Below are 12901 nucleotides of genomic sequence, written 5' to 3' on the forward strand. Positions count from 1 at the left end.
ACAGATGACGCAGGGTTGCGTTCTTATGCGCTCGACAGCACCTTATGTGCAAGGCTTTTGCACTAAATAGAGAAAAACGACAAATGACATCACTCGATCGCTTCGACCTGAAGCTACTGCAGGCCCTGCAGCGCGACGCCCGCCTCACCCTCGGCGCCCTCTCCGAGGCGGTCAGCCTCTCCCCCAGTCAGTGTTCGCGGCGACTGGCGCGACTGGAGCGCGAAGGGATCATCCAAGGCTACTCGCTGCGGCTGGACCCGCCCGCCCTGGGGCTTGCGGTAACCGCCTTCATCTTCATCTCCATGGACAAGTCGCGCATGCACCACCCCCGCGAGGCCGTGGCGGCGCTGCTGGCCCGCGACGAGGTCACCGAGTGCCATACCGTCACCGGCAATCATGACTTCCTGCTCAAGGTCGTGGTCGAGAGCCTGGGTGCGCTGTCGACCTTCCTCGCCGAGGCGGTGAGCCCGCTCGACGGCCTCCACGACGTCGCCACCCAGGTGGCCATGGAGTCGCTCAAGAGCGGCGGAGCGCTGAAGATCGCCGCCGGCCCGTAAGGGGCCTGAACCCAACCGTGGCCGGGCCACGACTGGCCACCGTCGGTGATTGCGTCGACAATGATAATTCCCATCATGGCAACCATGGGTTAACACCATGAAGGATCACCAGCTCAAGGCCCTGGTCCAGGTCGCCGACAGCGGCTCGATTCGTGCGGCGGCCCGGGCCATGCATCTCAGCCCCAGCGCACTGACCAAGGCGCTGCGCGAGCTGGAGGAGGACGTGGGCGCCGAGCTGCTCACCCGCAGCTACAAGGGCGTGGAATTCACCCCCGCCGGCAACGCCCTGCTGGTGCGGGCCCGCCTGGTGCTCTCGACCCTGGACACGGCCCGCGACGAGATCCGCCTGCTGCGCGGCGGTGCCGGGGCCAAGCTCACCGTGGCCATCACCCCGACCATTGCGGTCACGGTGCTGCCCCAGGTGCTGCGCGACTTCGAACGCCGCCAGCCGGACGCCCGCCTGACGCTGATCGAGGGCATGATGACCAGCGCCATCCCCGCCCTCCACGAGGGCAGCATCGATTTCGCGGTGGTGATCACCGACCCCGATCACCTGCCACCGGAGGTGACCTTCCAGCCGCTGGGCAAGATCACCGCCTGCGTGGTCGGCCGGGTCGGGCACCCGCTCGCCGAGGCCCGTGACTGGTCCGAACTGGAAGGCGCCCGCTGGGTGCTCAACCTCACCCATGGCAGCACCGGCCAGTACCTGCTCGACTGGCTGGCGCGGACCGGGCTGACACCGCCGGACAACCCGGTGCTGAGCACCTCGCCGACCCTGATGCTCGAACTGACGCGGCGCACCGACCTGATCGGCTTCGGCCCCAGCCCGCTGTTCGAGGATCCGATCTACAACACCGGCATGCAGCGCTTCGCCCACCTGCCGCCCGCGCCACCGATGACGCTGGGCATCCTGACCCTGCGCGGCGTGCCGCTGAGCGCCGCGGCGCGCCCCATGGCGGAGCTGTTCGCCCACCACATGCGCCCCGCCTCGCCGCTGACGTCGCGCTGAACCGCCATCTCCCCGACACCCCACCGGCCACGCATGACGTCCAGGGAAGGCGTTCGGCAAGGCCGTCATGCCTTTCGGCGCCGTCACGCGTTGACTAGATAGCGACACTTTTTCCGCAGTGACAACTAATGGGGAACACCTGAGACGCTCCGCGTCGCCATGCCCGCCCTACCCGAGGCGCCCCAGGCAGCGAAACCGGCGCCGCCATGGTTCGCCCGCAAGTGCCCGCGACAAGCGGATTTTCACTCCAATGCATGTCCCCGAAGGGCGGTCGACGGCCGGTCTCGTCGCCGCCTTGAGCGAGCGGGAAATCATCCGTTAGCCGTCTATCAATGCCGCCGACTGACGTTTGACTCCCCGCGAGCCCGGCTGCTTAATTTCCCTGGACCAGATAAAAAACAAGGTTTCATAAAAGAATAACGATGGAGTCAGGCCGTCCCGCAGGCCTGACGACACTGGCATCCCCGCGCCGAGCCCCACCGGGGCGGGAACAACAAGATCAACAAATCGCTGGCCGAACCCGGCCGAGAGGAGACAACGCATGACCCTGATGCGCCGACTGTTCATCACCACCGCGATCGCCGCCACCACCCTCGGCGCCGGCAGCGCCCAGGCGGAGGCCTTCCCCACCAAGCCGGTGACCATCGTGGTGTCCTATCCGCCGGGTGCGGACACCGACGGCATGGCGCGGCTGTTCGCCGACAAGCTCGGCGAGCGCCTCGGCCAGCCGGTGGTAGTGGAGAACCGGCCCGGTGCCGGCGGCACCATCGGCAACAACTACGTCGCCCGGGCCGACGCCGATGGCTACACCCTGCTGTTCACCCCGAACCCCTTCACCACCGCCCCGCTGGTCATGAACCTGCCCGACGACGTCAGCTACGACGTGGTCGACGGCCTCGACCCGGTGGTCCTCACCAACTATCAGGCGGTGCTGATGGTGGCCAACCCCGATACCGGCATCGAGACCGTCGAGGACCTGGTCAGCCAGGCCAAGGACGGCAAGAACCTCACCTACGGCAGCCCCGGCGCCGGCTCGCCGATGCACATCGCCGCCGAGTGGCTGGACCGCGAGGCCGGCATCGACACCCTGCACATCCCCTATCGCGGCGTCAGCCCCATCGTCCCCGACGTGCTGGCCGGCCACATCGACCTGGGCTATGTCACCTACGGCCCGGTGGCCCAGCTGATCGAATCGGGTCGCCTCAACCTGGTCGCCATCACCGACCCGCAGCGCTCGCCGGTGCTGGAAGACGTGCCGACCGTCGCCGAGCAGGGCTACGACGCGGTGCGACTCGGCGCCTGGCACGGCCTGATGGCGCCCAAGGGCACCCCGGACGAGATCCTCGAGACGCTCAACGCCCAAATGAACGAGATCCTCGAGCTGCCCGAGGTCGTCGAGCAGATGGCCCAGGTCGGCGCCGTCCCGGTAGGTGGCGAGCCCGAGGCCCTGGCCGAGATCAACGCCGACGACTACGAGCGCCTGGCACTGGTCATCGACGATCTGGGCATCAGCGTCGACTGACGCCTTCCCGGCACCGGCCCGGGGGCCGCTCGTGCCCCCGGCTCGCTCCACGTTGACAGCGACGGACATTCCTCATGCTCGAACGAGATATCCAAGGCCTCCTCGGCGGGGGGCTGCTGGTGGCGCTCGGCCTGTTCACCACCTGGTACGCCCATGATCACTACGCGCTGGGCAACGTCGCGCGCATGGGGCCGGGCTACCTGCCCGTGATCCTCGGCGGCGTGCTGGCCCTGCTGGGGCTGATCGTGGCCGTGCCGGCCTGGCGCCGCCCTGGCACATCGATCCGCGCCGAATGGGCCAACGCCGGCTTCGTGGTCGCCAGCATCGTGCTCTTCGGCCTGCTGCTGCCCCGGCTCGGACTGGTGGTCGCCACCCTGGCCGCTGCCCTGGTGGCGCTGGTCCCCGACCGCCGACTCGCCTGGTCCACCAAGTGCAAGGTGGCCGTATCCATCGCGGCCATCACCTATCTGATCTTCGTCGCGGCACTGGGCATGACCCTGCCCGCCTGGCCCTGGTCGGGCTAGCGCCCCGCGCCGGCGAGTCACGACGGGGCTAGTCCCTTCACTACCACCCACGATCCGGAGAGGTGCAACCATGGGCACTCTGGAAGCCTTGATGCTGGGCCTGCAGGACGCGACCCAGCCCACCATGCTGCTGTACTGCTTCATCGGGGTCTTCCTCGGCACCCTGGTCGGGGTCCTGCCAGGCGTCGGCGCCATGGCGGCGATCTCGCTGCTGCTGCCGATCACCTACTACATCCCCTCAACCGCCGCCCTGGCGATGCTGGCGGGGGTCTTCTACGGCTCCCAGTACGGCGGTTCCATCGCCTCGATCCTGCTCAACATCCCCGGCACGCCCGCCGCGGCGGTGACCAGCCTGGACGGCTACCCGATGGCAAAACAGGGGCGCGCCGGCGTGGCCCTGTTCATCGCCATGTCATCGTCCTTCGCCGGCTCCATTCTCGGCCTGCTGCTGCTGGCGTCCATCGGCCCGCTGCTCTCCGAGATCGGCCTGGCGTTCGGCCCCGCCGAGTACTTCTCGCTGATGCTGCTGGGGCTGATCGCCGCCTCGGCGGTGGGCGCCAGTTCCACCGCCAAGAGCCTGGCCATGGTGGTGCTGGGGGTGCTGCTGGGCATGGTCGGCACCGACATCAACACCGGCGTGGCGCGCTTCAACTTCGGCCTCCCGGAGCTGATGGACGGCATCAACCTGGTGGCCCTGGCCATGGGCCTGTTCGGGCTCTCCGAGGTGATCACCAGCATGCGGCTGAGCGGCGGCGACCGGCACACGGCCCGCTTCTCGCTGCGTGCCATGCTGCCCAAGTGGCTCGATATCCGCCGCGCGGTGCCTGCCATGCTGCGCGGCACCGCCATCGGCAGCTTCTTCGGCACCATGCCCGGCACCGCCTCCGGCCTGTCGCCGTTCATGTCCTACGCGGTGGAGAAGAAGCTGGCCCGGGAGCCCGAGCGCTTCGGCAAGGGGGCCGTGGAGGGCATCGCCGGGGCCGAGTCCTCCAACAGCGCCGGCGCCATGACCGCCTTCGTGCCGACCCTGACCCTCGGCATCCCCGGCGACGTGGTCATGGCCCTGATGCTCGGCGCCATGATGCTGCACGGCATCCAGCCGGGGCCGCTGATGATCGCCGAGAATCCGGTGATGTTCTGGAGCCTGGTGGTCAGCTTCGGCATCGGCAACCTGCTGCTGCTGGTGCTCAACATGCCGCTGATCGGTATCTGGACCGCCCTGCTGCGCATCCCCTTCAGCATGCTCTACCCGGCGATCATCGTGTTCATCTGCCTGGGCGTGTACAGCGTCAACAACAACGTCTTCGACGTCTACGTGGTAGCAGCGATCGGCGCCCTGGGCTACGGCCTGAGCCTGCTGAACTTCAGCCCCGCCCCGCTGCTGCTGGGCTTCGTGCTCGGCCCGCTGCTGGAAGAGAACCTGCGCCGCGCCCTGCTGCTGTCCCGCGGCGACCCCATGACCTTTATCGAACGCCCGGTGAGCGGCGGCCTGCTGGCCGTGTGTCTGGCGCTGCTGCTGTGGGCCCTGGGCGCCGCCATCGCCGGCCGCCGGCGGCGCGCCACGTCAGGCGGCGAGGTCGCCTCGTCATGAACGCCCCGACCAGCCCCCACGGATCCCCATCAGTCGACAGGAGGGTCGAGATGCCCACATCCCCCATCGGCCGCGACACGCCCCAGGTCACGGCCAAGGCCAAGGTGACCGGGCGCGCCGAGTACGCCGGCGACATCCAGCTGCCCGGCATGCTGCACGGCAAGGTGCTGCGCAGCCCCTATCCGCATGCGCGGATCGTCCGTATCGACACCCGCGAGGCCCGCGCCCTGCCCGGCGTCAAGGCGGTGCTGACCGGCGCCGATGCCCCCGATACCCTGTGGGGTGTGCACCACAAGGAGCGCCGCATCCTGGCCCGCGAGGTGGTGCGTTTCGCCGGCGAGGAGGTAGTGGCCGTGGCCGCCACCAGCGACGAGATAGCCCGCGACGCCCTGGAGCTGGTGCGCATCGACTATGCACCGCTGCCGGCGCTGTTCACCCCGGAGGACGCCCTGGCCGAGGACGCCGCTGGCATCCATCCCGAGCGCGACAACGTGGCCCACCGGATCGCCTTCGAGCGCGGCAGCGTGGAAAACGGCTTCGCCCAGGCCGATCTGATTCACGAGGCCACCTACACCACCCACGCCCAGTACCCCGGCTACCTCGAACCCATGGCCAGCGTGGCGCGCCTCGACGGCGACGGCCGCCTGCAGGTGTGGACCTCCACCCAGTCGGTATTCCTGGCACGGGCCCGCCTGGCGGCGGCCCTGGAGCTGCCAACGTCCCGGGTAAGGGTGATGCAGACCACCACCGGCGGCGGCTTCGGCGGCAAGATCGTCGAGGACGCCAACAACCTGATCGCCGGGTTGCTGGCCCTGAAGACCGGCCGCCCGGTACGTCTGGTCAACAGCCGCCTGGAGGATTTCCAGGGCGCCTGTTCCAGCCTCCCCGAACGCATCACCCTCAAGCTGGGCATGACCCGGGAGGGGCGCATCGTCGCCAAGGACGTGACGATCCTCGCCGACTGCGGCGCCTACTGCGGCCTGACCAACGAGGTCATGCACGTCTCGGCGATGCGCAGCGACAACATGCATCGGTTGGAAAACGTGCGCTCCCGCGCCGTGCTGAGCTATACCCACACGCCGCCCCACGGCGCCTTCCGCGGCTTCGGCGGCACCCAGATGCTGTTCGCCCTCAACAGCCATATCGACGCCATGGCCGAACAACTGGGCCTCGACCCGGTGGCGATCCACCGCCTGAACGCCATCCGGGCCGGCGATACCTCGATCCACGGCTGGCAGGTCGGCAGCACCGGGCTCTCCGAGTGCCTCGACCAGTGCACCGAGGCGATCGGCTGGCCCGCCAAGCGCCGCCGCGGCGGGCAGGTCGGCAGCCGTCGCCGCGGCGTGGGCATCGGCGCGGCGATGCACGTCAGCGGCAACCGCACCATCGGCAACTGGGACGGCTCCACGGTGGTGATCAAGCTCAACGAGGACGGCCGCGCCTTCGTGCAAAGCGGCGAGTGCGACATGGGCCAGGGCGCCATGACCATGCTCGGCCAAGTGGTCGCCCACGAGCTGACCCTGCCGCTGGCCCACGTACAGGTGATACCGCCGGACACCGACAGCTCGCCCTTCGCCATCGGCTCGCTGGCCTCGCGGGTCACCATGTCCGGCGGCCACGCCGCCATTCTCGCCGCCCGCAAGGCCAAGGGCCAACTGCTGGCCCTGGCCGCCGAGCTGTCGGGCCAGGCCGAGGACGCGCTGGAGCTCGTCGACGGCGTGGTGCGCGTCCAGGATGGAGGCGACGTCGTCGCCGACCTGGCGACCCTGGCCCGTCAGCATATCTGGCGCCACGGCGGCGAGGGCCTGCAGGTCTCGGCCACCTGGGACCCGCAGACCCGCATGCACGACGACAACCTCTACGGCAACATCGCCCCGGCCTACTCCTTCGCCGCCCAGGCGGTGGAAGTCGAGGTCGACACCGAGACCGGGCGCGTCGAGGTGGTCGAGAGCTTCATCTCCGACGACTGCGGCAAGGCCTTCAACCCACTGGCCATCCACGGCCAGAGCAATGGCGCCGCCGCCCAGGCGATCGGCTGGACCCTCTACGAACGGCTGCAGGTCGAGGAGGGCCGGATCATGAACGGCAACTTCGCCGACTACACCATGGCCACCGCCGACGCCGTTCCGCTGCTGGCCTCCGGCATCGTCGAGTCTCACGACCCCAACGGCCCCTACGGCGCCAAGGGCGCCAGCGAGACCGCCATCCTGCCCGGGCCGGCGGCGATCGCCAACGCCGTCTTCGACGCCGTGGGCGTGCGCATCACCGAGCTGCCCATCACCCCGGAGAAGGTGCTCGCCGCGCTGCGCGCCAAGCAGGAGGAGACGTCCCATGCATGACTTCGATTTCCTCACGCCAGGCTCGCCCGCCGAGGCCAGCCGGATGCTCCTGGAAGCCCCGGAGGAAGGCCGCCTGATCGCCGGTGGCACCGCCCTGATGCTGGGCATGCGCCAGCGCATGCTGTCGCCCCGGCGGCTGGTCTCGCTGGGGCGGCTCGAGGCGCTGCGCGGCATTCGCTTCGACGCCGAGCGGGGCCTTGCCATCGGCGCCCTGACCCGCCACGCCGAGCTGGCGGCCTCGCCGGAGGTCCAGGCGCACTACCCCATGCTGGCCAGCATGGCCGGCCGGGTCGCCAACCCCCAGGTGCGCAACCAGGGAACGCTCGGCGGCAACCTCTGCTACGCCGACCCCGCCACCGACCCGCCCGGCTGCCTGATGGCGCTGGACGCCCAAGTGGTGATCCAGGGCCCCCGGGGCGCGCGTCGGCTGTCCATGGAAGCGTTTCTGGTCGACTACTACACCACCGCCCTGGAGCCCGGCGAGCTGATCACCGAGATCCGCCTGCCGCCCCCCGCCGAGGGCGACATCGGCCACTACGCCCGCTACCTGCGCACGGCGGCGGAGCACCGGCCATTGGTCAGCGTGGCGGCCTGGGCGCGCCGGCGCGGCGACGGCTGCGAGGCGGCACGGCTGGTGGTCGGCGCCTCCACCGTGGTGCCGACCCGGGCCACCCGGGCCGAGGCGCTGCTGATCGAACGCCCCCTCGACGCCGCCACCCTGGCCGAGGCCGCCGAGCTCGTCGCCGCCGACATCTCGCCGCTCTCCGACGCCCGCGGCTCGGCGGAATATCGCCGCGACATGGTGCGCGTCATCGCCCGGCGCAACCTCGCCCACCTCTTCGGCATTTCCCTGGAGTCATAGCCATGAGCGAACACCGCATCGAGGTCATCATCAACGGCGAACCCGTCACGGCCAACGTGCCCGCCCGGCGCCTGCTCAGCGATTTCCTGCGCGACGACCTGGGCCTCACCGGCACCAAGCGCGGCTGCGAGACCGGCATCTGCGGCGCCTGCTCGGTGCTCGTCGAGGGGCGGCTGGTCAAGTCCTGCCTGGGCCTGGCCGTGCAGGCCGACGGCCAGCACATCGACACCGTGGAGGGCCTCGCCGACGGCGAGACCCTCCACCCTCTGCAGGCGAGCTTCGTCGACGGCGGCGGCCTGCAGTGCGGCTACTGCACCCCGGGGTTCCTGATGGCGGCCAGTGCCCTGCTCGCCGACATCCCCCGCCCCACCAGCGACGAGATTCGCCAGGCCCTGAACGGCAACCTGTGCCGCTGCACCGGCTACACCCAGATCGTCGAATCCATTCAACACGCCGCGGAGAAGCTGCATGGAAATTGAAAAGTCCCTCACCCTGGATGTCCCACCGCAGCAGGTCTGGGCATTCGTACTCGACCCCGAGGCCATGGGCGTCTGTGTGCCCGGCATGCAGTCCGTCGAGGTCGTCAGCGACACCGAATACGTCGCCCACATGCAGGTCAAGATCTCCTTCATCAGCGCCCGTTTCACCCTCAACACGCGCATCGTCGAGCAAGATGCACCGCGCTACCTGCGCGCCGAGGGCACCGGCGAGGACGCCTCGGTGGCGAGTTCCATCAAGCAGACCAGCGAGATGTTCCTCGAGGAGCGCGAGGACGGCGGCACCGAGCTGCGCGTCAGGGTCCGGGCCGACGTCTTCGGCCGCCTCGGCACCTTCGGCCTGGCGGTGATGAAGACCAAGGCCGACCGCATGTGGGACGAGTTCGGCGTCAACCTGACCCGCCGCCTGAACGGCGAGCCCGTGGCCGCAGCCACCACGACCGAGACCGCGCTCTCCGAGGCCACCCCCGCAGCTCCCCGCGCCGAGGCGAGCGCGCCGCCCGCCGCGGCGAGCCGGCCGGCCCGGGCCTCCTGGTGGTCACGGCTGCTGGGCCGGGCCCCCGCCGCCTCGGCGCACCATATCCACATCGAACTCGATCAGGGCGACACCCGGCTGCGCATCGACTGGCCCGCCCACCGGGCGGACGAGTGCCGCGACTGGCTGAACGCGGTGGTCAAGGCCTGATGACGGGCCGCCGGACAACGTAGGAGGCGCGCTCATGCAACCCCTGGATACCCGCGTCATCGCCCGTGCTCGCGACTGGCTCGCCGCGGGCCATGGCGTCTGGCTGTGCACGGTGCTCGCCACCTACGGCTCCTCGCCGCGGGGGCCCGGTTCGCTGCTGGCGGTGCGCGACGACGGCGCGCATCTCGGCTCGCTGTCGGGGGGCTGCGTGGAGGAGGACTTCCTCGAGCGCCTGGCTCGCGGCGAGTGCCGCGAGCCGGTGACCCTGCTGCGCTACGGCGCGGGGGGCGTGACGGCGCCCGAGGTGCGCCTGCCCTGCGATGGCAACCTCGAGGTACTGGTGGAGCGCCTGAGGCCCGACCCGGCGACGCGGGAGCACCTGGCCAGAGTGCAGGACAGCCTGGCGGGAAAGGACCGACTGCGCCGCGAGGTGTGCCTGACCAGTGGCCGACTCGCCCTGGGCGACGACGATCGCCCCGGGGAACGGGTCACCCGCCGCCGCGAGGGACCGGACGAGATCGTCGAGATTCGCGTCACCCCCGGCGTGCGGCTGGTGATCGCCGGCATCTCGCCGGTCTCGGAGTACTGCGCCGAGTTCGCGGTGTCGCTGGGCTTCGAGGTGATCGTCTGCGATCCCCGAGCCGAAGCCTGCGAGGCCTTCCCCGTGGCGTCGGCCGAGGTGCGTTGCGAGTTGCCCTCGCGCTACCTGGCCACTCGGGGCGCCCATGGCGCCACGGCGGTGGTGGCCCTGACCCACGACCCGCGCATCGACGACCTGGCGATGATCGAGGCGGTGCGCACCGAGGCCTTCTACATCGGCGTGATGGGCTCGGCGCGAACCTCCGCCAAGCGCGCCGAGCGCCTGGCCCGCTCCGGCGGCCTCGACGCCGAGGCGATCGCCCGGATCCACATGCCGATCGGACTGGCCCTCGGCAGCAAGACCCCGGCGCAGATCGCCCTGGCGATCCTGGCCGACATCCTGGCCCGCTTTCACGGCAAGACGCTGAGCGTAGCGACGGACGCCACGCCACTGCCCCGGCTGGTGGGATAAGCTCCCGAAGGCGCTCGCGCCTGGCCCGGATCTAGGTTTTGTACGAACAGTCGGCGAGCGATGGCTCGTCCTAGGCCCGTTCCCTACGGGCCAACGCACTTCCCACATCCATGTGGGTCGCAAGGCAAAAATCGGTGAAAAGACGGACCGGGCTCGCGTGCGAGTTTACGCGGTGTAAATGAGTCCTTTGACCGGGCTCGCGCACGAGCCGATTTTTAACGCCGTATGGGCAAGCGCAGACAGTTTTCGTACAGAGCCTAGTGCCGATCCGGGGCCTCGCCCGTGGGCAGGCGTGCCAGGAAGGCCTGGAAGTCCCGGTCGGCCCGAACCCGCCGGTGCAGCTCGACCAGCGCCGTCACCGCCTCGTCCGAGTGGTCGATGCGCAGGTCCAGGGGCAAACCGCCGGGGGCGCGGACCTTGAGCGCCGCCGACACCAGCCCGCGCCGGTCGCCGCCGGCTCGCCGGCCCGCGTCCAGGGCGGCCAGCAGCGCCTCGGCCAGCGCCTCGCCGGACGCCATCGCCTGGCGATGGGCCGCGATCATCGCGGGCACCACCTCGTCGCTGCCCAGCATGTTGCCCGCCACGGCCAGGCCGGGCTCGAGGTGCAGGTCGCAGACCGGCACGTTGCTCGCTCCGGTCCAGCCCGCCACCTCGCCGTGGCGATTCATCAACGCCAGCTGCCGCCAGGCCTCGCCGCGGTCCTCGCGACGCAGCTCGGCCACCGCCGAGGCCGCCGCCTCGCCGGCGGCGAGCCGAGCCAGGCCGCGCTCGGCGGCCATCACATTGGTGCTGTAGCCCTGGGTGATCGCGGCCCCGACGCCGGCATGCAGGTGGGGCACGAAGCCGCCCAGGGCGGGGCCGCCCGTGGCGCAGGCGACACCCAGGGTGCGTCGGTCGCGATCCAGGGCGATCAGGCTGAAGGTCATGGCACACTCCGGTGAGAGGCCCGGCGGCATTGGCGCCAGGCACCGCGGCTATTTATCATGACAAATAGCATGACAGTCGAGTCGACGACAATCGCCGTCGGAACGAGGGCCCATCTGGACAGGGTATCGGAGAATCCGGATCATCGGGCCCGTTGCCACCGGCCGTCCCGGCCCCGCCCGCAAGGAGAGTGATGAGCCAGTCACCACGACACACCGCGCGCCGTGCCCGCCCCGAGGTCATCGGCGAGGCGATCAAGGAATACATCGCCCGCCACGGACTCGGCCCGGGGGATCGCCTGCCCCAGGAATCCCACCTGGTCGAGGCGCTGGACGCCTCCAAGGGCACCATCCGCGAGGCCCTGCGCGGCCTGTCGGCCCAGGGCCTGCTCCAGACCCGCACCGGCCCCGGCGGCGGCGCCTTCATCAGCGAGGTGAGCGACGACCGGGCCATGGAGCTGCTGGGCAACTACTTCTTCTTCCGCCCGCCGACCATCCATGACATCTACGAGGTGCGCAAGCAGCTCCAGCCCGCCATGGTGGCCAGCCTCGAGGGCGTGCTGGACGACGACGCCTTCCGGCGCCTGGAGGCGGTGATGGCCTACTACACCCATCCCCCCGCCACCCTGGAGGAAGAACGCACCCAGCGCATCAAGGAGCTGGAGTTCCACCTGGTGCTGGTGGACTACTGCCCCAATCCGCTGCTGGCGCTGATGTGCCGCTTCATGATCCGCCTGCTGATGAGCCTGACCACCTGCCAGCGGATCTACGACCGGCCCTACCCGGAGCTGCGCCAGCGCGGCTACGACTTCCAGCGCCGGCTGCTCGACGCCCTGCGTGACGACGACATCGACCGAGCACGTCAGGTCATGACCGAGCACATGCAGGCCGCCCAGGCGCTGATGGAAGCGCGGGAGGCCACCCTCGACAAGGCCTTCTTCAGGGCCGACGACAGCGCCGGCGAGACGCCGAGTCGCGAGTACCTGGCGCTGCGCGACCTGTCCGACGCCATCGCTCCCTCGACGCCCCCCTCCCGCTAGCCGCTGGCGAGTCTCCCGAGCCCCGTGCCGGCCGGCGCTCGGGGCACGCCAAGGGGCGCGCCGAGCGGTTCGCAAGTGCCTTCGCCCTGTCGTTTCTCTTCCTTCTTGCCTCTTCCTTCTTCCCTTGCCTCTGCCCCGCCTGCCGCCCCGGCGGCACCGGGCGACTAGACCATCGTCGTAGCCTGGCGAGCCACGCCGAGCGGATATTTATCATAACAAATTGTTTTCGCCCGCTTCCGCCCACCCGGGAGCGAACCGCTGCCTCCAAGGGGCATGCGGCGTCGATTGACAGTTCTCGCCG

General features: G+C 69.9%; 12 protein-coding genes. 11 read left to right on the forward strand and 1 reads right to left on the reverse strand.

The window, feature by feature from the left end; genetic code table 11:
* The first annotated feature begins 83 nt into the window (after positions 1–83).
* From ACXAFN_RS04470 to ACXAFN_RS04515, 10 genes are all read left to right on the forward strand, one after another.
* Positions 84–557 carry an Lrp/AsnC family transcriptional regulator gene (locus ACXAFN_RS04470; RefSeq protein ID WP_474986546.1) on the forward strand — a complete coding sequence of 158 codons (474 nt, stop codon included), beginning with the start codon at positions 84–86 and terminating at the stop codon, positions 555–557.
* A 97-nt stretch (positions 558–654) separates the two neighbouring features.
* On the forward strand, positions 655–1566 hold the full coding sequence (locus ACXAFN_RS04475) for a LysR substrate-binding domain-containing protein (protein ID WP_474986548.1): 912 nt from the start codon (positions 655–657) through the stop codon (positions 1564–1566).
* Between the two features lie 541 nt (positions 1567–2107).
* Positions 2108–3088 carry a Bug family tripartite tricarboxylate transporter substrate binding protein gene (locus tag ACXAFN_RS04480; protein ID WP_474986550.1) on the forward strand — a complete coding sequence of 327 codons (981 nt, stop codon included), beginning with the start codon at positions 2108–2110 and terminating at the stop codon, positions 3086–3088.
* A 74-nt stretch (positions 3089–3162) separates the two neighbouring features.
* Positions 3163–3612, forward strand: a complete 450-nt coding sequence (locus ACXAFN_RS04485) for a tripartite tricarboxylate transporter TctB family protein (RefSeq protein WP_474986552.1) — start codon at positions 3163–3165, stop codon at positions 3610–3612.
* A gap of 70 nt (positions 3613–3682) precedes the next feature.
* On the forward strand, positions 3683–5203 hold the full coding sequence (locus ACXAFN_RS04490; RefSeq protein ID WP_474986553.1) for a tripartite tricarboxylate transporter permease: 1521 nt from the start codon (positions 3683–3685) through the stop codon (positions 5201–5203).
* A 50-nt stretch (positions 5204–5253) separates the two neighbouring features.
* Complete coding sequence (locus tag ACXAFN_RS04495) at positions 5254–7542, forward strand: xanthine dehydrogenase family protein molybdopterin-binding subunit (RefSeq protein ID WP_474986555.1); 2289 nt, start codon at positions 5254–5256, stop codon at positions 7540–7542.
* Positions 7535–8404, forward strand: a complete 870-nt coding sequence (locus ACXAFN_RS04500) for an FAD binding domain-containing protein (RefSeq protein WP_474986557.1) — start codon at positions 7535–7537, stop codon at positions 8402–8404. The genes ACXAFN_RS04495 and ACXAFN_RS04500 overlap by 8 nt, the downstream gene beginning before the upstream one ends.
* A 2-nt stretch (positions 8405–8406) precedes the next feature.
* Positions 8407–8883: a (2Fe-2S)-binding protein gene (locus ACXAFN_RS04505; protein ID WP_474986559.1), complete on the forward strand. Its 477-nt coding sequence runs from the start codon at positions 8407–8409 to the stop codon at positions 8881–8883.
* Entirely contained in the window at positions 8873–9586 is a 714-nt protein-coding gene (locus ACXAFN_RS04510; RefSeq protein WP_474986560.1) for a CoxG family protein, read from the forward strand. The genes ACXAFN_RS04505 and ACXAFN_RS04510 overlap by 11 nt, the downstream gene beginning before the upstream one ends.
* Before the next feature lie 34 nt (positions 9587–9620).
* On the forward strand, positions 9621–10637 hold the full coding sequence (locus ACXAFN_RS04515) for an XdhC family protein (RefSeq protein WP_474986562.1): 1017 nt from the start codon (positions 9621–9623) through the stop codon (positions 10635–10637).
* 257 nt (positions 10638–10894) lie between these two features.
* Here ACXAFN_RS04515 and ACXAFN_RS04520 read toward each other — a convergent pair whose 3' ends face one another.
* Positions 10895–11563, reverse strand: a complete 669-nt coding sequence (locus ACXAFN_RS04520; protein ID WP_474986564.1) for a DUF1028 domain-containing protein — start codon at positions 11561–11563, stop codon at positions 10895–10897.
* Between the two features lie 191 nt (positions 11564–11754).
* Between ACXAFN_RS04520 and ACXAFN_RS04525 the strand changes: the two genes are divergently transcribed.
* Entirely contained in the window at positions 11755–12600 is an 846-nt protein-coding gene (locus tag ACXAFN_RS04525; protein WP_474986566.1) for a FadR/GntR family transcriptional regulator, read from the forward strand.
* The last annotated feature ends 301 nt before the right edge of the window (positions 12601–12901 follow it).

The sequence above is a fragment of the Halomonas sp. ABH4_019 genome, assembly GCF_056159885.1.